This is a genomic window from Rubrivivax gelatinosus IL144, from assembly GCF_000284255.1.
GTDB classification, from domain to species: Bacteria; Pseudomonadota; Gammaproteobacteria; order Burkholderiales; family Burkholderiaceae_C; genus Rubrivivax; species Rubrivivax gelatinosus_A.
In genome coordinates this window covers 548,615-567,016 of record NC_017075.1, presented here as the reverse complement: position 1 = coordinate 567,016, position 18,402 = coordinate 548,615, and the positions used below count along the sequence as shown (strand labels likewise).

Below are 18,402 nucleotides of genomic sequence, written 5' to 3'. Positions count from 1 at the left end.
CGGGCTCAGCCGCGCAGGAAGCGGCCCAGCGGGCGCCGCGGCGCAGGCTCGGGACGCGGCGCGAGGCCCAGGCGCACGAGCATCTGCACCCGCGCCGGCGCGGCGACGCCCAGCTCGGCGTGCAGGCGCCGGTACAGCGGCGCCATCGCGTCGAACTCCTGCAGCTGCTGCGAGTTCGGGTGCACCGCCCAGCCCTGCTCGGCGGCGGCCAGGTCGGTGCGCAGGTAGGCGCGGCCGGCCTCGATCTGCGTGTGCCGGCGGTTGTCGTCGCTGACCAGCCAGATCCAGGCCGGCGTGTGCTCGATCGCATCCAGCGCCCCGGCCAGCGCCGAGCGCGCGACCACGCCGTCGGTGCGGCGCCGGGGCTCCTCGTCCAGCAGGCCGAGCCGCCGTGCGAACCAGGCCTGGAGCCCGGTGACGGCAAAACCCGAGGGCTCAGCAGCCACCGCCGCGCCCCCGACGCGCATCAGCCCGGCGCTCTCGGCCCAGGTGGCGGCGTCGCCGAACTCCACGCGGCAGCCGGCGGCCGCCAGCGCGCCCAGGCGGCGCACCTGGGCGGGTTCGGTGCTGGCGCGCAGCGTGAGGCCAGGGCGCCGCGCCGCGGCGACAAGGGCCGCCAGCACCGCGGCGTCGGGCACGCGCTCGCCGTAAGGTGCACGGTTGCTGCGGCGCAGCGGCACCGCGGCGAACAGCGGGTCGGGCCGCAGGCCGGCGTCGGCCGTCAGCCGGACGCAGGCGAACGGCCGCGCGTCGACGCCCCCGGCGGAGTACTCGCCTTCGGGCAGCAGCGTCACGTCGGCACGCTGGCCCTGCGCGGCAGCGGCCAGGCACAGCAGTTCGAGGAAGGCGCCGCAGCCGATCAGCACCTGGCGGTTCTGCGGGTCGGCGGCCGGCAGCAGGCGCTGCAGGTCGACCGACAGCCGGATCAGGCCGGGCTCGCGCAGGTCGGCCACCCAGCTCTGCAGGTTGTGCGGGCTGGGCGCCAGCAGCGCCCAGGCCAGCGCCCGCCGCCGCGGGTCGATTTCACCGGCGCCGGGTTCGTGCCACGGGGCCGTGGCCGCGGCGGGCATCGTGTCGCAGCCCGGCAGCAGGGTCGTCACGCCGCCGGCCGCCAGCACGCGCATCCAGGAACGTCGTTTCATTGTTCTAAGCTTCCGGCTCGCTCGTCGATGGACTCACTGTATGAACCGGGCCCCGCGCCGGCTTGCCAGAACGCGCCAGTCTCTGAACATCCGGCTCCATGGCTGAAGCCCCGGCCTGGGTGCCCGCGCTGACGCTCAGGCTGCAGCTCCAGGGCCTGGCGACGCTGGGGCTGGACGCGGCGCACGTGCAGGCCGCACTGGGCCCCCTGCCCGACGCGCCGGACGCGCTGGTGCCGGCGCAGGCCTACGTGCGCATGTGGCACGCCGCCGAGCCGCTGCACGGCCCCGGCCTGGCCAGCGCGCTGGCCGGCACGATCGCCTTCGGCGCCTTCGGGGCGCTGGACTACCTGGTCGGCAGCGCCGACACCGTGGCCGGCGGCTGCGAGTCGGCGCGGCTGCACTTCGCGATGGTGTCGACCGACACCGCGCTGGAGATCGACCCGCTGGACGACGGCGGCCAAGCCTTGCGCGTGCGCGCGCTGGCGCCGATGCCGGTGCAGGCGCTGGAATTCACGCTGGCGACGCTGTTCCTGCGCCTGCGCCAGGTCACCGGCGGCGGCTTCCGGCCGCGGCTGCTGGGGCTGCCGGTGGCGCGGCCGGCGGGTGATGACGACGAACGCCTGGCCTTGTTCGGCCAGGCACCGGCCTACGGCCACCCCTGCGCCGAGATGCTGATCGACGCCGCCACCTGGGCGCTGCCGACCTGCAGCGCCGACCCGATGCTGCACGCCGCGCTGAAGGACATGGCAGCCAGGCTCGAGCTCGCCCAGCCCGGCGACTCGTCGCTGCAGCAGGCGCTGCGCGCGCGGCTGCGCGACGCGCTGGCGCAGGGCCACGCCGACGCCGCGCGTCTGGCCGAGCTGCTGGGCGTGTCCGAACGCACGCTGCAGCGCCGGCTGGCCGGGATCGGCCGCAGCTTCAGCGAGGTCGTCGAGGAGTTCCGCCGCGAAGAGGCGGCGCGGCTGCTGGCCACGCCCGGGCTGGCGCTGGTGGAAGTGGCCAGCCGGCTCGGTTATGCCGAGCAGACCTCGTTCACCCGCGCCTTCCGGCGCTGGACCGGCGTGACACCCGGCCGCTGGCGGGCCGGGCGGCGCTGAGGCGCGGGCGGCCGCGCCGCCCGCCTCGGGTTCAGGGCAGCTGCACGCCCGCGGCCGTGGTCACCTGCTGGTGCGAGTAGTCGGCACGCGCCGGTCGCGCCACCGTGCCCTGGGCCTTCACGTAGTCGGCGAAGGTCTGGGTGTAGAGCAGGTAGGTGTTCACGTAGGCGCCGGTGGCGTAGACCTTGCCCAGCGTGGCGTAGCCGTCCTGGCCGGCGGCGACGAAGTCGTTGGTTACAAGCGTGTAGGTCTTGGCCGGGTCGATCGCCGACCAGGCGCCGCTGACGCGGTCCTTCACCTGGACCTGGCTGAAGCGGCTGCCCTTGGGCTTGCTCATGTCCAGGTTCCAGCGCAGACCGGCGGCGTAGGGGTGCGAGCCGCTGGACTGGGCGTTGTCGAGGTGGTTGGAGACGGCGTCTTCCAGCGCCGCGACCATCTGCGCGCCGGTGACGTCGATCTCGACGAGCACGTTGGTGAAGGGCAGCAGCGTGAACGCGTCGTTCATCGTCAGCGTGCCGGCCTTCAGCGGCACGCGCACGCCGCCGGCGTTCTGCAGCGCGAAGTGCGCACGCTTGCTGGCCGCGAGGAAAGCCTGGGCGACGATCTGCGCCGCGTCGCTGCCGCGCGCCTGCAGGTTGGCTTGCGCCCCCGTCTCGATGCAGCCGTCGATGCCGGACGAGCGGTTGGTCGTCTCGCCCGGCACGCGCACCAGGCACAGCGACTCGGTGGCGGTGCCGATGGTCTTGGTCTTCTCGGCCGCGACCTGCGAGGAGTAGGTCGCCAGCAGCGCGGCGGCGTTGGCGTCGGGCGTCGTCACCTTGATGCGCGGCTCGTTGGCCAGGCCGGCGACGATGTTCGCCTTGGTCGCGTCGTCGACGGCGACGAAGCTGCCCGAGCTGTTCTTGCGCGCGAAGCGGTCGCCGATGACCAGCGAGGCGTTGCCGCTGCAGCTGGCCACCGCGCCCTTGTCGTCGAACTTCACGTTCATCAGCGCGAAGACCTTGGAGTACTCCCAGGCCTGGCCGATGCAGACCTTGTCGCCGTCCTTGTTGGTCACCTGCGTCGGGTAGGCGCCCGAGCTGGCGACGCCGAAGGCGCTGAAGTCGCCGAGCAGCGTGTGCGAGTCGCCGCCGATGATGACGTCGACGTCGGTCAGCTTGGCGGCCATCGCCTTGTCGACGTCGTAGCCCTGGTGCGTCAGCAGCACGATGTGGCGGATGCCCTGGTGCTTGAGCTCGTCGATGTACTTCTGCGCCGTCGTGACCTCGTCGAGGAACTGCGTCGTCGCCAGCGGGCGCGAGGAGTTCGTCGTCTTGCCGGCGATGTCGATGCCGACGATGCCGACCTTGACGCCGTCGTAGGTCTTGATCGTGTACGGCTTGACCAGCGAGGTGCCGGACGGGTTCAGCGGCGTGCCGCTGGCGGGCACGACGTTGGCGGCAAGCACCGGCGTCTGGCAGCTGCCCGCGTGCAGCATGTCGATGAAGTTGCGCGTCGTCTGGTCGCCGTCGTCGAACTCGTGGTTGCCGAGTTCGAAGGCGTCGAAGCAGACGGTGTTCATCATCTTCGCGTCGGCCTCGCCCTTGAAGAAGGTGTAGTAGAGCGTGCCGGTGACGGCGTCGCCCGCGTGCAGCTTCAAGAGGTTCTTGGTGCCGGACTGGGCGTTGAACAGCGTCGTCAGGCGCGAGAAGCCGCCGAGCTCGACCTGCGTGGCTTCGCCGCCCAGCGTCAGCGTGACGCCGCTGATGGGGTCGAGCTGCGAGTGGTGGTCGTTGACGTGGGCGATGTTCAGCTCGATCGCCGGATAGCTGTCGTCATCGTCGCCGCCGCAGGCCGACAGCGCGGCCACGGCCAGCGAGGTGATGCCGAGCACGGCGGCGCGGCGCAGAAAGGTCGGACGCAGTCGCGGATTCAAGGACATGGAGGGTCACCAGGGGTCATGAAAGCCGGGGATCATCTGGACCGCGGGTGAAAGCCCTGTGACATGGCCGGGCGGCAGCGCCGCCCTCTTCCTTCAATAAGGTGGCGACTTGCGCGCACGCTGCTCGCGTGCCGCCTCGGTCCACCAGGCCAGGTCGTCGGCGAAACGCCCGAAGGCCTTGCGCAGCGATTCGCCGGGGCCGCCCTGCGGCTTGGCGTCGGCGTCCAGCGTCTGCGCGATCGGGCCGACGGCCAGCGCGCTGGAGATCACGACCATGCCCATCTCCGACAGGATGGCGTGCCAGGTGCTGCCCGAACGCACGCCGGAGGAACGCCCGGCCGAATAACTGGCGATCGCCGCCGGGCGCCAGAACCATTCCTCCAAAAAGTGGTCGGTCAGGTTCTTCAGCCCCGGCTGCGGGCCCCAGTTGTATTCGCCGCAGACGAAGACGAAGGCGTCGGCCGCGCGGATCTTGCGCGCCAGCGCTTCCATCGCCGGCGGCGCCTCGCCGGGCGGGTACTCCTTGTACATGCGGTCCAGCATCGGCAGTCCCACCGCCTTGGCGTCGATCAGCTCGGGCGCCGCGCCGCGTTCGCGCAGCCCGTCGACGATGAACTGCGCCAGGCGGATGCCCATGCGGTCGGAACGGTACGAGCCGTAGAAGACGAGGATGTGGTCCATGTCAGCCCCTGCATTGACGGGAATCAAGGCTAAGGCAGACCGATGCGCGGCGGCAAACGCCTCGTGCGAACGGGGCATCGGCGACCTAATGAAATGCCATTTGTGGCAACTCTGAAACCTCGGAATTGAGTCTATGAAGATATCGCCGCGTTTCCTACAGTGGTCGCCATCGCAACCCTTTTGCTACGGACACGACGAGCACGCCGATGCCCTAGCGTTTTCAGAGGACCTCATGAAATTGCTCAGCTTCCGCGACGGCCGGGGCGAACGCAGCTACGGCATCCGCAACGAACACGGCATCGTCGACCTGGGCCGGCGCCTGGGCGCCCGCTTCCCCACGCTGCGCGCGCTGCTGGCCGCGCCCGACGGCCTGGCGCTGGCGCGCCAGCACGAACACGCCGCGGCCGACTGCCAGGAAGCCGACGTCGTCTTCCTGCCGGTCATCGACCGTCCGAACAAGATCTTCTGCGTCGGCATGAACTACGCCGCCAAGCGCCAGGAGTTCAACGAGACCAACCCGGCGCCGACGCTGTTCATCCGCTTCCCCGACTCGCAGACCGGCCACCGCTGCCCGGTCGTCAAGCCGCTGCAGAGCCGCGAGTTCGACTACGAAGGCGAGCTCGCCGTGGTCATCGGCACCGGCGGCCGCGGCATCCGGCGCGAAGACGCGCTGCAGCACGTCGCCGGTTATGCCTGCTACATGGACGGCTCGGTGCGCGACTGGCAGCACACCTGGTTCACCGCCGGCAAGAACTGGCACGACACCGGCGCCTTCGGCCCGTGGATCGTGACCACCGACGAGATCCCCGACCCGCAGCAGCTGCGCCTGCGCACCTTCCTCAACGGCCAGCAGGTGCAGGACGAAAGCACCGGCGCGATGCTGCACACCGTGGCCGAGCTGATCGAGTACATCAGCACCTTCAGCGCGCTGTCGCCCGGCGACGTGATCATCACCGGCTCGCCCGGCGGCGTCGGCAAGAAGCGTGTGCCGCCGCTGTACATGCATGCCGGCGACACGATCGAAGTCGAGATCTCCGGCATCGGCCGCCTCAGCAACGTCATCGCCGACGAGACGCCCGAAGTCGAAGACGACCCGGTGAGCCTGCTGCTCGCCGAGACCGCGGCCGCCTGAACGGCCCCCCCCCCGCCGCCGCCAGGCGGCGGGCTTTCACGATGCTGCCGCCGCACGGCGGCGCGCTTTCAGCCGCCCGCGAGGCGGCTTTCGATTTCGCGGTCCAGCGCGCGCGACAGCGTCGCCCAGGCCGCGCCCGGCGCATCGGCCGCACCGAGCTCCAGTTCCAGCCGGCGCCGCAACACCACCAGCGCACAGAGTTTGAGCCGCTGGCGTTCGCGCCCGTGCGGCATACGCCCGGCGGCGGCCTTCAGGCCCTGGCGCCGGTCCAGCGTCTCGGCCACCAGCGCCTGCACGGCCGCCGCGTCCTGCCAGTCCAGCGCCAGCGCGCGGCCGGTCTGCAGCAGCGCACGCTCGACGTCGCGCGCCGTTGACTTGGGGTTGCCGAAGCCGGCCATCAGGCTTTGGCGCCCGCCGCCGCGCGACGGAACAGCCACCAGTAGGCGCCGGCGACGAGCAGCGCGCCGCCGACCCAGTTGCCCAGCGTCACGACGCCGAGGTTGACGAGGTACTGCGCCACCGGGATCTCGGTGGCCGCCTTGGCCTGCGCCGCGGGCTCGGCCCAGAAGGCGGCCGGCGCGAACCAGCGCACCATCAGGCCGTAGGGCACGAAGTACATGTTGGCCACGCAGTGCTCGAAGCCGGCGGCCACGAAGGCCGTGATCGGCAGGAACATCGCGACGATCTTGTCGGTCACGCTGCGTGCGGCCAGCGACAGCCAGGTCGCCAGGCACACCAGCACGTTGCACAGGATGGCCAGCGAGAAGGCCTTGAACGGCGGCAGGCTGGCCTTGCTGGCGGCCAGGTACAGCGCGCTGGCACCGACCTCGCCGTGACCGAAACCATACTGGCCGCCGAGGAAGACGATGGTCGCGGTGCCCAGCGCGCCGACGAGGTTGCCGAACCAGACGATGGTCCAGACGCGCAGCATGCGCCGCGTGGCCAGCCGGCCGCTGGCCCAGGCCATGACCATCAGCGCGTCGCTGGTGAAGAGCTGGGCGCCGGCGACGACGACCAGCATCAGCCCCATCGAGAACGCGGCGCCCATCAGCAGGCGCATCAGCCCCCAAGGCAGCACGTGGTCGGCGCCGGCGATGGCGATGGTGGCGAACATCGCGCCCAGCGCGACGAAGGCGCCGCCGAGCACGGCCAGGCCGAACTGCTGGGCGGCCGAGGCCTTGGCCTTCTTGACGCCCATCTCCTCGGCGGCGCAGGCCACCGCGTCGGGCGCCAGCGGGTCGAACAGCGAGCGGGGGGCCGCCTCGGCGGCGGGAGCAAACAGCGGAGCGTTCATCGGGTTCTTTTTTCAATCGGCCGCGCGCGCCGCCGCCAGCCGTGCCGCGATGGCGCAGGAGGCGAGGCGCGAACGCAGCGTGTCGGTGGCGCCGGCCAGGATCACCGGCAGCCGGGCGCCGAGCACGACGCCGGCAGCGTCGGCCGCGGCGAACAGGCGCAGCTGCTTGACCAGCAGATCGCCGGCCACGAGGTCGGGCACGAGCAGGACGTCGGCGTCGCCGGCCACCGGCGAGGCCAGGCCCTTGGCGCGTGCGGTGTCGGCGCAGATCGCGTCGTCCAGCGCCAGCGGGCCGTCGAGCAGGCCGCCGACGATCTGGCCGCGTTCGGCCATCTTGCAGAGCACCGCCGCGTCCAGCGTCGACGCGATCTTCGGGTTCACCGTCTCGGTCGACGACAGGATCGCGACCTTGGGCGCCGCGACACCGAGCGCCTGCGCAAGCCGGATCGCGTTCTGCACGATCTGCGCCTTGTCCTCCAGCGAGGGCGAGACGTTGATCGCCGCGTCGGTGATCAGCAGCGGCCGCGACCGGCCGGGCAGCTGCACGACGGCGACATGGCTCAGGCGCGGCGCGGCGCGCAGGCCGTGGTCCTTGCGCATCACGACGGCCACCAGTTCGTCGGCCGGCAGCGCGCCCTGCATCAGCGCGCCGACCTCGCCGTCGCGCGCCAGCTGCGCGGCGACCTCGAGGGCGGCGCGCGCCGAGGCGGCGTCGACGAGGCTGCAGCCCGACAGGTCCAGCGCGTGCATCGCCGCCAGCCGCTGCATCGTCGCCGCCGGGCCGACGAGCACCGGATCGAGCAGCCCGGTAGACGCGGCCTCGACGGCCACACGCAGCGAGATCTCGTCGCAGGGATAGACCAGCGCCGTCGGCAGCGGCGCTTCGCACGGGGCGGCGGCCGCATGGGCTTTCGGCGCGGCGCACAGGGAGAGGGTCGACATCGTGGCGATCTCCAGGCAAAGGCCTGCCCGGCCGGGCAGGCACCCGGTGTGTCGGAAGCGGTGGGAAGCGCCGGGGCCGGCGTCAGTCGACGGCCAGCCCGGCCTCGCGGAACAGCCGCCGCGTGTGCTCGGCCAGTTCTTCGGACGGCGGCGCCACGCCGGCCAGGCGATAGTCCAGCGCGCGGTCGTGCCACTTGTGCTCGCCCATCTGGTGGAACGGCAGCACGTCCACACGCTGCACGTTGCCCAGCTTGGCGGCGAAGGCGGCCAGCGCGCGGATCTCGTTGTCGTGGTCGGTCCAGCCGGGCACCAGCACGTAGCGCAGGATGATCGGCTTGCCCAGGGCGGCCAGGCGGCGCGCGAAGTCCAGCGTCGGTTTGAGCTCGGCGCCGGTGAGCCGGTGGTAGGTCTTCTCGCTGAAGGCCTTGATGTCCAGCAGCACCATGTCCAGGTCGGCCATCATCTCGTCGTCGACCTTGGCGCCCAGGTAGCCCGAGGTGTCCAGCGCGGTGTGCAGGCCCATCGCCTTGCAGCCGCGCAGCAGCGCCTTGACGAAGCGCGGCTGCGTCAGCGGCTCGCCACCGCTGAGCGTCACGCCGCCCTTGGCCTGGATGAAGCCGCGGTAGCGGCCGATGTCCGTCAGGATCTCGGCGACGCTGGTGAGCGTGCCGTCGTGACGGTGCCAGGTGTCGGGGTTGTGGCAGTACGCGCAGCGCAGCGGACAGCCCGAGAGGAACAGCACGTAGCGGATCCCCGGGCCGTCCACCGTCCCGCAGGTCTCGGTCGAGTGGACCCAGCCTTCGGTGACGGCGGCAGCCGGCGCCGCGCCGGGCGCGGACACCGGCCGCGTGCCGCCGCACGGGGCGGCGACCGCGACGCTTTTGACGTCAGTGGCAGGCATGGAAGGTACGGCTGATGACATCGAGCTGCTGCTCGCGCGTCAGCTTGATGAAGTTCACCGCGTAACCCGACACCCGGATCGTCAGCTGCGGGTACAGCTCCGGGTGCTCCATCGCGTGCAGCAGCGTCGAACGGTCGAAGACGTTGACGTTGATGTGGTGCCCGCCGGAGCCGAAGTAGCCGTCCATCAGGTTCACCAGGTTGGCCACGCGCTGGCCTTCGTCCGGGCCCAGGGCGCTGGGCACGATCGTGAAGGTGTAGGAGATGCCGTCCTGCGAGCAGCTGTACGGCAGCTTGGCCACCGAGGCCATCGAGGCCACCGCGCCCTTGTAGTCGCGGCCGTGCATCGGGTTGGCGCCCGGCGCGAAGGGCTCGCCGGCCTTGCGGCCGTCGGGCGTGTTGCCGGTCTTCTTGCCGTACACGACGTTGGACGTGATCGTCAGCACCGACATCGTCGGCGTGGCGCCGCGGTAGGCCTTCTGCTTGCGCAAAAAGCCCATGAAGGTCTCGACGATCCAGCTGGCGATGGTGTCGACACGCTCGTCGTTGTTGCCGAAGGCCGGGTAGCGCCCTTCGAGGCGGAACTCGGTGGCCAGACCGCGCTCGTCGCGCACGACGTGCACCTTGGCGTGACGCATCGCCGACAGCGAGTCCGCGACCACCGACAGGCCGGCGACGCCGCAGGCCATCGTGCGCAGGATGTCGCGGTCGTGCAGCGCCATCTCGATGCGCTCGTAGGCGTACTTGTCGTGCATGAAGTGGATCGCGTTGAGCGACTTCATGTAGACGCCCGACAGCCACTCCATCGTCGGCACGAACTTGGCGATGACTTCGTCGTAGTCCAGCACTTCGCCGGTGATCGGCTCGGTGACGGGGCCGACCTGCTCGCCGCTGACTTCGTCACGGCCGCCGTTGATCGCGTACAGCAGCGCCTTGGCCAGGTTGGCGCGCGCGCCGAAGAACTGCATCTGCTTGCCGATGCGCATGGCAGACACGCAGCAGGCGATGCCGTAGTCGTCGCCCCAGTACGGACGCATCAGGTCGTCGTTCTCGTACTGCACCGAGCAGGTGTCGATGGAGGTCTTGGCGCAGAAGTCCTTGAAGCCCTGCGGCAGCTTCTCCGACCACAGCACGGTGAGGTTGGGCTCGGGCGCCGGGCCCAGGTTGTTGAGCGTCTGCAGGAAGCGGAAGCTGTTCTTGGTGACCAGCGGGCGGCCGTCTTCGCCGATGCCGCCGATGGCTTCGGTCACCCAGGTCGGGTCGCCGGAGAACAGCTGGTCGTATTCGGGGGTGCGCAGGAAACGCACGATGCGCAGCTTGACGACGAGGTCGTCGATGAACTCCTGGGCGCGGGCTTCGTCGATGAGGCCGGCGTCGAGGTCGCGCTGGATGTAGATGTCCAGGAAGGTCGAGACGCGGCCCAGCGACATCGCGGCGCCGTTCTGCTCCTTCACCGCGGCGAGGTAACCGAGGTAGGTCCACTGCACGGCTTCACGCGCGTTCTGCGCCGGGCGGCCGAGGTCGAAGCCGTACTTGGCGCCCATGACCTTGAGTTCTTCCAGCGCGCGGCCCTGCTCGGAGAGCTCTTCGCGCAGGCGCAGCACGTCTTCGCTGAACTCGCGGCTGTCCAGGTCCTTGTATTCCTGCTGCTTGAACTTGCGCAGCGCGTCCACGCCGTACAGCGCGACGCGGCGGTAGTCACCGATGATGCGGCCGCGGCCGTAGGCGTCGGGCAGGCCGGTCAGCACCGCCGACTTGCGCGCCTTGGCGATCTCGGTGGAGTAGACGTCGAAGACGCCCTGGTTGTGGCTCTTGCGGTACTTGGTCCAGATCTCGTCGACCGTCGGGTCGCTCTCGAAACCGTAGGCCTTCAGGCCCGACTGCACCATGCGCAGGCCGCCGTTGGGCATGATCGCGCGCTTGAGCGGGGCGTCGGTCTGCAGGCCGACGATGAGCTCCAGACCCTGGTCGATGTAACCCGCGTCGTGCGCCACGATGGTCGACGGACGGTCGGCCGACACGTCCAGCACGCCCTTGGCCTGCTCCTGCTTCAGCAGCTCGGCCAGCTTCTTCCACAGCGCCAGCGTGCGCGTCGTCGGGCCTTCCAGGAAGGCGCTGGTGCCGCCGTAGGGGGTGTAGTTCTTCTGGATGAAGTCGCGGACGTCGACCGCGGTTTCCCAACGACCGCCGGCGAAGCCCTCCCAGGCGTTGGCTCGGCTGCTGGCAATGGTCATGGTGTTCATCTGGGTTCCTTGAAAACGAATGGGGCGGGTGGCCGTCTCCGTAAGGTCCCGGCCGGGTGGGCCGGGGACCATTGTTGTTCTTATTGGGGAATCAGGGAAACCGGCGCGGGTTCCCCCGCGCCGGTGGGTCTCAGCCCGGGATCAGGGCGAGATCTCTTCGAGCGACCGGTTGGCCGTCTCGATCATCTGGCGTGCCGCGATCAGGCCGATGACGGTCATCGCCGCGAACATGCCGAACACCGTGGCGATGCCATAGCCGGTGAGCACGAAACCCACCACCGCCGGCGCCGTGGCCGAAGCCGCCCGCAGCCACGAGGTGGCCAGACCGGTGCCGATGGCGCGCATGCGGGTCGGGTAGATCTCCGGCGTGTACAGGTACAGCAGCACCGTGGTCGTGCCCATCACCGCGTAGGCCGAGGAGCCGAGCAGCATCACCGACCAGGCGCTTTCGGCGCCGAGGAAGGCCAGCGTGGCGAGCAGCGTGCCGCAGACGATGAAGCTGCCGATGGCCCAGCGGCGGCGGCCGATGCGGTCGACGAACAGCGCGCAGGCCAGCACCGCGCAGACGCTCATCACGTTGCTCAGCGACGCCATGCGCAGGGCTTCCTGCAGCGGCAGGTGGTAGACCGTCTTGTAGAGCGTCGGCAGCCAGTTGTTGATGCCGTTGGCGACGAAGTACGACGAGGCCCACAGCACCCAGACGACCAGCGTGCGCGGCCGATAGACCACCGAGAACAGCTCCTTCCACGAAGCCTTGTTCTGCTTGCCGATGCCGTCGGTCAGGCCTTGCACGCGCTGCTCGATCTCGCCGGCGTCACGCTGGGCGTCCAGGCTGCGCTTGGGCGTCGCGGCCTCGACCTGGCGGATGACCTGCTCGGCGTCGTGCAGCCGGCCCTTGCCGACCAGCCAGCGCGGCGACTCGGGCAGACGCATCATGAACATCAGGATGATGACGCCCGGGATGCCGCCGACGAGGAACAGGTACTCCCAGCCGAAGCGCGGCACGACGAAGGCCCCGACCTGCGCCGCAGCCAGCAGGCCCAGCGGGAAGATCAGCTCGTAGAGCACGAAGAAGCGCCCGCGGCCCTTGGCCTGCGACAGCTCGTTGATGTAGGTCGCCGCCACCGGCACCTCGCCGCCGACGCCGATGCCCTGCAGCAGGCGCAGCAGGAACAGCACCTCGTAGTTGCCGGCGAAGGCGCAGGCGATGCTCATCACCGACATCACGCCGACCGCGGTGGAGATCGCCGGCACGCGGCCGTAGCGCTCGCCGACCCAGCCGAAGAGCAGCGCGCCGACCACCTGGCCGAGATAGCCGGCGGCGATCAGCAGGCCGACCTGGCCCGGCGACAGATGCCACAGGCCGACCAGCACCGGCAGCACGAAGGCCAGCGACAGCGCGTCGAAGGCGTCGAAGAAGGTGGCGCTGCCCATGATCACACGGGCCTTGGTGTGCCAGCGGCAGAACGGCACGTTCTCCAGCCGGAACAGCAGCTGCGCACGGGCGCGGGCCGACGGCGTCGCGGCGGTGGTGTTCATCGCGGAGGCGGCGTCGGACATGCCGCCCGGAATGGGCAGCGTGGAAGAGTCTTTCATGGCGGCGGCTCCTAGAAGTCCTGGCGCATGCCGAGCTCGAAGCCCGTGGAGCGCTGGCCGCCGAAGTAGTTGGCCGCAGTGGCGACGCCGCTGGTGGCGGGACCGCCGGCGATGGCGAAGCTGGCTCCGCCCTGGTTGCTGAGGCGCGCCGCGTGCGCGTAGAGCGCCGTGCGCTTGGACAGCGAGTAGACGTAGCCGACACCCAGCAGCGTCGCGTCGTTGGCGCTGAGCGCCGCGGTGGCGCCGGTCTGGTCGGCACGGAGATAGCTGAACTTCAGCTGCCCGGCGCCGAGCGGCACGATGATGCCGACGAGGCTGTTGGTCGTCGTGTCGCTGCGGTAGTTCCAGCGGCGCTGGCCGACGCTGAGCTTGGCGAAGCCGGCGTCGTAGGCGACACCCCAGACGCGGTCGCTGAAGTCTTCGTCTTGGTTGGCGTTGCGCACCGTGAACTGCGACGCGCCGAGCTGCCAGGCGCCCTGCGCCCAGCCGAGACGGAAGCCGTCGCTCTTGGTCTGGCCGGCACCGGCCGAACCGCCTTCGCCGGTGGTGACGATCAGCGCGCCGTTGAAGCCGCCGAGACCGCCCGGCAGGATGTATTCGACGGCGTTGGCGACACGCAGCGTCGGGTTCTGCGCCGCGCCGGTGGCGTTGGCGCCGAAGGCCTGGCCCATCGCCCGGGAACCGTAGACCGTGCGGAAGGTGTTGGCGCCGGCGATGCCGATCGTGGAGAACGGGTCCATCGCGTTCCAGACCAGCTGCGTCGGCACCCAGTCGCGGCCCATGCGCACCTCGCCGTAGCGCTGGTGCACGAGGCCGACGGTGGCGCGGCGATCCCAGAACGGGGTGTTCGTCGTGCCGCTGTCGGCGAGGATGGTGCCGTCCAGGTAGAAACCGGCGCTGAGGCCGCCGCCCAGGTCTTCCTGGCCGCGCACGACGAGCTTGCTGGTGGTGTTGGCGCCGCTGACGACCGAGTTCATCGAACCGAGGTCACCGTTGCGCACGTGGCGCGTGGCGACGTCGAGCGTGCCGCCCAGGGTGACCTGGGCAAACGCGGCACCGGAGGCCAGCCCGAGCACGCACAGCGTGCCGGCGGCCCGGGCCGCACCCGGCGCCAGGCGCCGGGTGGGGAGCGGGAAGCTTGTCATGTCTATCTCTCTCGTGGCTCGGCGAGATAGCGCCACCCGCTCTGGGTGCGGGCTACTGCGATGCGCCAGTCTCCGCCGTTTTGGTCTAGTTCTGGTCTTCGACGATCGTGACGATCGTGGGCGATGCAGGCTCGCGGTGGCGGGCAGGCGGGGCGGCGCGAGCCGGCAGCCCCGCCTGCCAGGGGGCTCAGCGCACCCGGCCGAGGCCGGCGGCGGCCATCGCGGCGGCGATCTCGTGCTCGGCGCCCGGGGCCAGCGGCAGCAGCGGCGAACGCACGGCGGCGTGCTCGAGGATGCCGCGAGCGACCAGCGCCCACTTCAGCGCGACCGAGCCTTCCATGTGCGAACCGCGGTGGTACACGTTGGCCGTCACCGGCAGCAGGCGGTCGTGCAGTTCACGCGCCTTCTTGTAGTCCTTGGCCTTGCCGGCGGCGATCATCTCGACCAGCACTTCCGGGGCGATACAGCCGTAGCCGACCAGCGCGCCGTCGACGTCGAACATCGTGTGCAGCAGGTACTCGTCGTGGCAGGTCAGGATCTGCAGGTCCGGACGCTCCTTGCGGATGACGGGGATCTCACGGTCCCAGCGCTTCATGTTGCGCACGCCGTTCTTCATCGCGAAGACGCCCGGCTGAGCGGCGATCTCGAGCTGGGTTTCCAGGTCGTACGTGCACTTGGTGACGTCCGGGTACTGGAACAGGATCAGCGGCAGGCCGCTGGCTTCGTAGACGGCCTTGTACTTGTCCTGCGGCGCGCCCTTCTGGTAGCCGAAACGCAGCCAGCCGTGCGACGGGTAGAGCAGACCGGCCGAAGCGCCGGCCTTGACGGCGCGCTTGGCTTCCTCGGCGGCGACTTGCGTGCCTTCGAGCGTGATGCCGGCAATGATCGGGAGCTTGCCGCCGACCGACTCGCGGAAGGCTTCGATCACGCGGCACTGCTCGTCGCGTTCCAGGAACGTGCCTTCACCGGCGTGGCCCAGCACGGTCAGGCTCTTGACGCCCGGCACGCTGGCCAGCCAGCTGCCCAGGCGCTGGATCGCGGGGTAATCCACCGCGCCGTCCTGGGTGAAGGGGGTGACGGGAGCGGGGTTCAGGCCTCGCAGATCGATCGCAGTCATGTCTATTTCCTTTCAGCTAAGGGGTTGCGATGGAGGCCACTGTAGGAATTGTCGCGATATCTTCATAGATACAATTCCGAGCTTTCAGAGTTGCCGCTATAGGCAAATCTAAGACCGAGTCGGAGACAGGGTCATGAACGTCGCGATGGTGCGTCTGTTCCTGGAAGTGGCCGAGGCCGGCGGCATCAGCAAGGTGGCCGCGCGGCGGCAGACCGTGCAGTCGCACATCAGCCGCCAGATCACCGAGTTCGAGGCGCTGTGCGGCGGCCCGCTGTTCCGGCGCACCGGGCGCGGCGTGGTGCTGACCGAGCTGGGCGCACGCGCCGCGGTGCGGCTGCGCGCCTGGGTGCACGAGACCGAGCAGCTGACGCAGGACCTGCGCGCCGACGCCGGCCAGCTGCTGGGCCAGGTGCGGCTGGGCATCATCCCGTCGGCCGCGCACCCGCTGCTGACGCGGCTGCACGAGCGGCTGGAAGCGGCGCAGCCGGGCATCCAGCTCGACGTCGCCGAAGCGCAGGGCACCGAGCTGGACGCGATGCTCGACAGCGGCGCCGTCGACCTGGCGATCCTGATCCGCTTCCGCAAGCCGGCCGGCGGCGAGGAGATCCCGCTGTGCGTGGCCCAGACCTACCTCGTCAGCGCCCCGGGCGACGAGCTGACGCGCCAGCCGACGGTGCCGTTCTCGCGCCTGGCCGACCTGCCGCTGGTGCTGCCGCGCCGCCCGAGCCACTGGCGCAGCGCGCTGGACGACGCCGCGCGCGGCCTGGGCTTCCAGCTGCGTGCGGTGCTGGAGGCCGACTCGCTGACCGTGCAGCGTGAACTGGTGGCACGCGGCACCGGCCGGCCGCTGTACTCGGTGCTGGGCCCCTACTCCATCACCCACGACCTGCGCAGCGGCCGCCTGCAGGCCAGCCGTCTGGTGCAGCCCGACCTGCGCCGCCACCTCGCGCTGGCACTGCCGCGCCACGGCAAGCTGTCGCCGCCCTGCCGCGTCGTCGCGCAGACGATCCAGGAGCTGGTCGCCTCCTGGGGCGGGCACATCACGGACGAGCCGCTGAACGACGAGTTGCTGGGCGCGCGTTGACGGGCCCTGCGGGGGCGTCTACGGCGCTCGTGCCCGGCTGGCCTGTACCAGGTCACCTGGGCTGTAGCCGAACGTGCGCCTGAACCACCGCGTGAAGTGCGCCTGGTCGGCAAAGCCGCATTCGGCCGCCACCGCAGCCAGCCCGGCACCGTCGAGCAGCAACTGCCGGGCGCGGTGCACCCGGACCGCGAGCAGGTACGACGCCGGCGACATGCCGAGCCAGCGGCAGAGCACCCGATGCAGCCGCTGGCGGCTGACGGCGCATTGCCGCGCCAGGCCCGACACGGTCTGTTCGCCACGCAGCACGGCCACCTGCACACGGCGGATCAGCTCGCGCACCGCTTCGCTGGGCAAGGCGTCGGCTTCGGCGCGTGCAAGGTGCGAAGCGCCGGTCAGCGCCGGCACGGCGCGCCGCAGCCAGGCCAACACCTCGTCGGCCGACGCCAGCTTCACCGCGGCCTCGGCGAGCCCGGGCGACGCCAGCTTCGTGCTCTGCGCCGGGGCCTGCAGCCCGGCGTGCTGCAGCCAGGACGCGGGCACGTAGAACATCATCACCGTGACGCCGTCGCCGGGCGGCCCGGCGACCAGCGCGCCGGTGTGCACGACACCCGGGGCGATCGCGATCAGGTCGCCCGCGCGCGCCACGAACGGGCGGCCGCCGACGCTGCAGCGGCACTCGCCCTGCACCACCGCGCCGAAGGACCATTCGTCGTGCCAGTGCGGCACCCACTCCTGCCCGTCCTGGTGATGACGCACCTGCTCCAGGTCGAACACCCGCAGGCGGTAGACCTCGGAGCGCTTCAGCGCCACAGCGGCAGGCTTCCGGTCAGCCGGTTCACCGACCGTTTGGGGCCATGCAGACCGATGCCGAGCATCACCTCGTCGGTGTGCACGCTCGCGGCGTGGCGCTCGCCATAGGCATCACCGTCATGCATCGCCTGAGCATAGGCCGGGAACAGGCTGAGGGTGCAGCCATGGGCCCGCGCCGGCGCCGCCAGCCGCTGCATCAAGGCCTGCATCGTGTCGGCCGTCGCGCGCAGGATCGTGATCGGGACATGCGACGAAGCGACGCTCGCGAGCCCGGCGCCGTCGACCAGTTCGCGTCCGGCCCAGCCCGGGGTCGCCGCGGCCAGGCCCGCAGCCAGGCAGGCGGCGATGTTCGCGGCCGGGCCCGGCGCCAGCTCTGCCGCCAGGACGACGGCGACCTTGTCGGCGTCTTCCGGCGCGACGACGGGGCCGCCCGGCTCAGACATCCAGCGCTCCCGTCACCGTGATCCCCAGCCAGCCGGCGCTGGCCTGCTCGGCGCTCAGTTCGCCGAGCAGGCCGATGTCCTCGGCCGGATGCGGCAGCAGATGCAGCGTGGCCTCGGCGTCGAACCAGTCGCCGCCGACACGCCCCTGGATGTCGGCCCTGAGCAGCGTGATCTCCGGCAGTTGGCGAGGTTGCCGCAGGTCGGGCCAGCCGACGGCGCCGATCGTGGGCTGCGCCAGGAAACCCAGCGGCAACCCTGGCCGGCCGGTGAGCGTGGCCCGGGCCTCGAGCACGCGCCGGTCCTTGACCGCCAGACTGGCGCCCAGGCGGCTGCCCGCACGACATGGCGCCGCGGCAGGATGGTCCAGCGGCAGGCTGCGCGTGAGCCAGGTGCTGCCCATCTTCTTGGGCCAGCCCTGCAGCAGGCCGCGCAGCATCGAGATGTCCTGATCGACCCAGATGGCGGGGCAGTACATGCAGCGGCTGCCGTCGGGCCGCTCAAGTTCCAGCACGACGATGGTCTCGCGGTACTGGGCCATGACGGGGTCCAGCAGCTCGTGGCCATCGGTGGTGGCCTGCCAGTCGGCGAAGTGCACGCAGCCGCGGCCGGTCGCCTGGCCCGCGGCCGGCGGCACGAGCGCGGCCGCCGCCGCCGCGTCGAAGCGGAAGGCCACGTTCAGCAGCCACCCGGCGTAATGCCAGGGTGGCGGCGGCACCAGGGCCGAGCGCCCCGTCGTGGTGAAGGGCGCGGTGAAGCTGCGATGAATCCAGGGTGATGCGTGCATGCCCCGGATGCTGCAGAACGGCGGTCGGGCTGCCTAGAACGTTTGTGAACCGGGTCTGCGCCACGCTCCAG

The 18,402-nt window shown here is 70.9% G+C and carries 17 protein-coding genes; 3 read left to right on the top strand and 14 right to left on the bottom strand.

Going from position 1 to position 18,402, the window contains the following annotated elements:
* Positions 1-5: 5 nt before the first annotated feature.
* The gene (locus RGE_RS02655; RefSeq protein ID WP_014426758.1) at positions 6-1,142 is read right to left on the bottom strand and encodes an Acg family FMN-binding oxidoreductase; all 1,137 of its coding nucleotides are present in this window, start codon (positions 1,140-1,142) and stop codon (positions 6-8) included.
* Positions 1,143-1,240: 98 nt separating this feature from the next.
* Here RGE_RS02655 and RGE_RS23000 point away from each other — a divergent pair, with 98 nt between their 5' ends.
* Entirely contained in the window at positions 1,241-2,239 is a 999-nt protein-coding gene (locus RGE_RS23000; protein ID WP_014426757.1) for an AraC family transcriptional regulator, read from the top strand.
* A 31-nt stretch (positions 2,240-2,270) separates the two neighbouring features.
* On the opposite strand, the gene RGE_RS02645 is transcribed toward RGE_RS23000, so the two are convergent.
* Together RGE_RS02645 and RGE_RS02640 are read right to left on the bottom strand one after the other, a co-directional pair.
* Positions 2,271-4,160, bottom strand: coding sequence for a bifunctional metallophosphatase/5'-nucleotidase (locus RGE_RS02645; protein WP_014426756.1), 1,890 nt, complete (start codon positions 4,158-4,160; stop codon positions 2,271-2,273).
* 93 nt (positions 4,161-4,253) lie between these two features.
* On the bottom strand, positions 4,254-4,841 hold the full coding sequence (locus tag RGE_RS02640; RefSeq protein WP_014426755.1) for an NADPH-dependent FMN reductase: 588 nt from the start codon (positions 4,839-4,841) through the stop codon (positions 4,254-4,256).
* Positions 4,842-5,073: 232 nt separating this feature from the next.
* Here RGE_RS02640 and RGE_RS02635 point away from each other — a divergent pair, with 232 nt between their 5' ends.
* Positions 5,074-5,973, top strand: coding sequence for a fumarylacetoacetate hydrolase family protein (locus tag RGE_RS02635; RefSeq protein WP_014426754.1), 900 nt, complete (start codon positions 5,074-5,076; stop codon positions 5,971-5,973).
* A gap of 68 nt (positions 5,974-6,041) precedes the next feature.
* On the opposite strand, the gene RGE_RS02630 is transcribed toward RGE_RS02635, so the two are convergent.
* The 8 genes from RGE_RS02630 to RGE_RS02595 form a co-directional block, all read right to left on the bottom strand.
* On the bottom strand, positions 6,042-6,371 hold the full coding sequence (locus RGE_RS02630; RefSeq protein WP_014426753.1) for a hypothetical protein: 330 nt from the start codon (positions 6,369-6,371) through the stop codon (positions 6,042-6,044).
* Positions 6,371-7,267, bottom strand: a complete 897-nt coding sequence (locus tag RGE_RS02625) for a formate/nitrite transporter family protein (protein ID WP_014426752.1) — start codon at positions 7,265-7,267, stop codon at positions 6,371-6,373. Before RGE_RS02625 ends, RGE_RS02630 begins: the two co-directional genes overlap by 1 nt.
* A gap of 12 nt (positions 7,268-7,279) precedes the next feature.
* On the bottom strand, positions 7,280-8,209 hold the full coding sequence (locus tag RGE_RS02620; protein WP_014426751.1) for a bifunctional enoyl-CoA hydratase/phosphate acetyltransferase: 930 nt from the start codon (positions 8,207-8,209) through the stop codon (positions 7,280-7,282).
* 82 nt (positions 8,210-8,291) lie between these two features.
* Positions 8,292-9,110 carry a pyruvate formate-lyase-activating protein gene (gene pflA / locus RGE_RS02615; protein WP_081528195.1) on the bottom strand — a complete coding sequence of 273 codons (819 nt, stop codon included), beginning with the start codon at positions 9,108-9,110 and terminating at the stop codon, positions 8,292-8,294.
* On the bottom strand, positions 9,097-11,352 hold the full coding sequence (pflB, locus tag RGE_RS02610; RefSeq protein WP_014426749.1) for a formate C-acetyltransferase: 2,256 nt from the start codon (positions 11,350-11,352) through the stop codon (positions 9,097-9,099). Before pflB ends, pflA begins: the two co-directional genes overlap by 14 nt.
* A gap of 141 nt (positions 11,353-11,493) precedes the next feature.
* Positions 11,494-12,948 (bottom strand): MFS transporter, encoded by a 1,455-nt coding sequence (locus tag RGE_RS02605; protein ID WP_014426748.1) that lies wholly within the window; start codon positions 12,946-12,948, stop codon positions 11,494-11,496.
* A gap of 11 nt (positions 12,949-12,959) precedes the next feature.
* On the bottom strand, positions 12,960-14,093 hold the full coding sequence (locus RGE_RS02600) for a porin (protein WP_014426747.1): 1,134 nt from the start codon (positions 14,091-14,093) through the stop codon (positions 12,960-12,962).
* 187 nt (positions 14,094-14,280) lie between these two features.
* Positions 14,281-15,210, bottom strand: coding sequence for a dihydrodipicolinate synthase family protein (locus tag RGE_RS02595; protein WP_014426746.1), 930 nt, complete (start codon positions 15,208-15,210; stop codon positions 14,281-14,283).
* A gap of 133 nt (positions 15,211-15,343) precedes the next feature.
* Between RGE_RS02595 and RGE_RS02590 the strand changes: the two genes are divergently transcribed.
* Entirely contained in the window at positions 15,344-16,294 is a 951-nt protein-coding gene (locus RGE_RS02590; protein WP_014426745.1) for a LysR family transcriptional regulator, read from the top strand.
* Positions 16,295-16,312: 18 nt separating this feature from the next.
* On the opposite strand, the gene RGE_RS02585 is transcribed toward RGE_RS02590, so the two are convergent.
* The 3 genes from RGE_RS02585 to RGE_RS22995 are packed head-to-tail and all read right to left on the bottom strand — an operon-like array spanning position 16,313 to position 18,331.
* Positions 16,313-17,104, bottom strand: coding sequence for an AraC family transcriptional regulator (locus RGE_RS02585; protein ID WP_014426744.1), 792 nt, complete (start codon positions 17,102-17,104; stop codon positions 16,313-16,315).
* Positions 17,095-17,547, bottom strand: coding sequence for a DUF2000 domain-containing protein (locus RGE_RS02580; RefSeq protein WP_014426743.1), 453 nt, complete (start codon positions 17,545-17,547; stop codon positions 17,095-17,097). The genes RGE_RS02585 and RGE_RS02580 overlap by 10 nt, the downstream gene beginning before the upstream one ends.
* On the bottom strand, positions 17,540-18,331 hold the full coding sequence (locus RGE_RS22995; protein ID WP_014426742.1) for an acetoacetate decarboxylase family protein: 792 nt from the start codon (positions 18,329-18,331) through the stop codon (positions 17,540-17,542). Before RGE_RS22995 ends, RGE_RS02580 begins: the two co-directional genes overlap by 8 nt.
* Positions 18,332-18,402: the final 71 nt, after the last annotated feature.

What these genes read in the sequence shown, in the direction of transcription:
- RGE_RS02590 (WP_014426745.1), top strand. Translation starts at nt 15,344, where the DNA reads ATGAACGTCGCGATGGTGCGTCTGTTCCTGGAAGTGGCCGAGGCCGGC.
- RGE_RS02655 (WP_014426758.1), bottom strand. Translation starts at nt 1,142, where the DNA reads ATGAAACGACGTTCCTGGATGCGCGTGCTGGCGGCCGGCGGCGTGACG.
- RGE_RS02605 (WP_014426748.1), bottom strand. Translation starts at nt 12,948, where the DNA reads ATGAAAGACTCTTCCACGCTGCCCATTCCGGGCGGCATGTCCGACGCC.
- RGE_RS02600 (WP_014426747.1), bottom strand. Translation starts at nt 14,093, where the DNA reads ATGACAAGCTTCCCGCTCCCCACCCGGCGCCTGGCGCCGGGTGCGGCC.
- RGE_RS02640 (WP_014426755.1), bottom strand. Translation starts at nt 4,841, where the DNA reads ATGGACCACATCCTCGTCTTCTACGGCTCGTACCGTTCCGACCGCATG.
- RGE_RS02625 (WP_014426752.1), bottom strand. Translation starts at nt 7,267, where the DNA reads ATGAACGCTCCGCTGTTTGCTCCCGCCGCCGAGGCGGCCCCCCGCTCG.
- RGE_RS02635 (WP_014426754.1), top strand. Translation starts at nt 5,074, where the DNA reads ATGAAATTGCTCAGCTTCCGCGACGGCCGGGGCGAACGCAGCTACGGC.
- RGE_RS02620 (WP_014426751.1), bottom strand. Translation starts at nt 8,209, where the DNA reads ATGTCGACCCTCTCCCTGTGCGCCGCGCCGAAAGCCCATGCGGCCGCC.
- RGE_RS02645 (WP_014426756.1), bottom strand. Translation starts at nt 4,160, where the DNA reads ATGTCCTTGAATCCGCGACTGCGTCCGACCTTTCTGCGCCGCGCCGCC.
- pflB (WP_014426749.1), bottom strand. Translation starts at nt 11,352, where the DNA reads ATGAACACCATGACCATTGCCAGCAGCCGAGCCAACGCCTGGGAGGGC.
- RGE_RS02630 (WP_014426753.1), bottom strand. Translation starts at nt 6,371, where the DNA reads ATGGCCGGCTTCGGCAACCCCAAGTCAACGGCGCGCGACGTCGAGCGT.
- pflA (WP_081528195.1), bottom strand. Translation starts at nt 9,110, where the DNA reads ATGCCTGCCACTGACGTCAAAAGCGTCGCGGTCGCCGCCCCGTGCGGC.
- RGE_RS22995 (WP_014426742.1), bottom strand. Translation starts at nt 18,331, where the DNA reads ATGCACGCATCACCCTGGATTCATCGCAGCTTCACCGCGCCCTTCACC.
- RGE_RS23000 (WP_014426757.1), top strand. Translation starts at nt 1,241, where the DNA reads ATGGCTGAAGCCCCGGCCTGGGTGCCCGCGCTGACGCTCAGGCTGCAG.
- RGE_RS02595 (WP_014426746.1), bottom strand. Translation starts at nt 15,210, where the DNA reads ATGACTGCGATCGATCTGCGAGGCCTGAACCCCGCTCCCGTCACCCCC.
- RGE_RS02580 (WP_014426743.1), bottom strand. Translation starts at nt 17,547, where the DNA reads ATGTCTGAGCCGGGCGGCCCCGTCGTCGCGCCGGAAGACGCCGACAAG.